1 protein-coding gene is annotated in these 854 nt (G+C 55.9%); it reads right to left on the minus strand.

Annotation, left to right across the window (positions count from 1 at the left end):
- On the minus strand, nucleotides 1–854 hold an 854-nt coding region (locus G9G53_RS25630; RefSeq protein WP_165150877.1), incomplete at both ends, for a non-ribosomal peptide synthetase.

Here is an 854-nt window from a genome sequence, read left to right on the forward strand (position 1 = left end):
TTGTAGTTCACATCACTTGGATCAAACTGATGCAGTACATACAGTCGTTTTTGTGCTGAAGATAACGGGTAGAAGCTGCGTTCTTCTGTTACCGGAATGGACGCGTACACCACTTGATCCAGACCTTCCAGAACGGCTGCCAGTTGTTCAATCGTGGGTGCTTCAAAAATACTGCGCAGGGGAAGCGGCTTGTTCAACTCCTTGTGAATCTTCGAGGCCAGTGTCGTCGCTCGCAGCGAGTGTCCGCCAATCTCGAAAAAGTTTTCCTTCACGCCAACCTGCGTGAGACCCAGCACATCCTGCCAGATCTGCGCCAGTTTCACTTCCACCCACGTTCGCGGTGCGACATAATCGGCTCCGCTTTGCAGGCTGCCTTCCGGTGCTGGTAGGGCCTTGCGGTCAATTTTTCCATTTGGACTCAGCGGCATTTGCTCCAGTTGTACAAAGTAGGACGGCACCATGTAGCTTGGCAGTTCCCGGCCCAGCTCACTTCTCAGCTCGCTGGCTCCTAGCTCTTGCCCCGCGACATAGTAGGCCACCATGTGTTTTTGGCCCGTTTCGTCTGCACGAGCCATGACAACCGCTTCTCGCACGGACGCTACTTGGAGCAGCTGCGTTTCGACCTCGCCGAGCTCAATCCGGTACCCCCGGATTTTCACCTGATGGTCGATCCGGCCCAAATATTCAATGTTGCCGTCCGGCATCCATCTCGCCAAATCGCCGGTGCGGTACATCCGCTCATACCCGGCTTCCCCGCCGGCAAACGGATCTTTCACAAATTTCTCGGCCGTCAGCTCCGGACGGTTCAGATACCCACGTGCCACACCGACACCACCGATGCACAACTCCCCTGC

The organism is Paenibacillus sp. EKM206P (assembly GCF_011066155.1).
GTDB lineage: Bacteria > Bacillota > Bacilli > Paenibacillales > Paenibacillaceae > Paenibacillus > Paenibacillus polymyxa_D.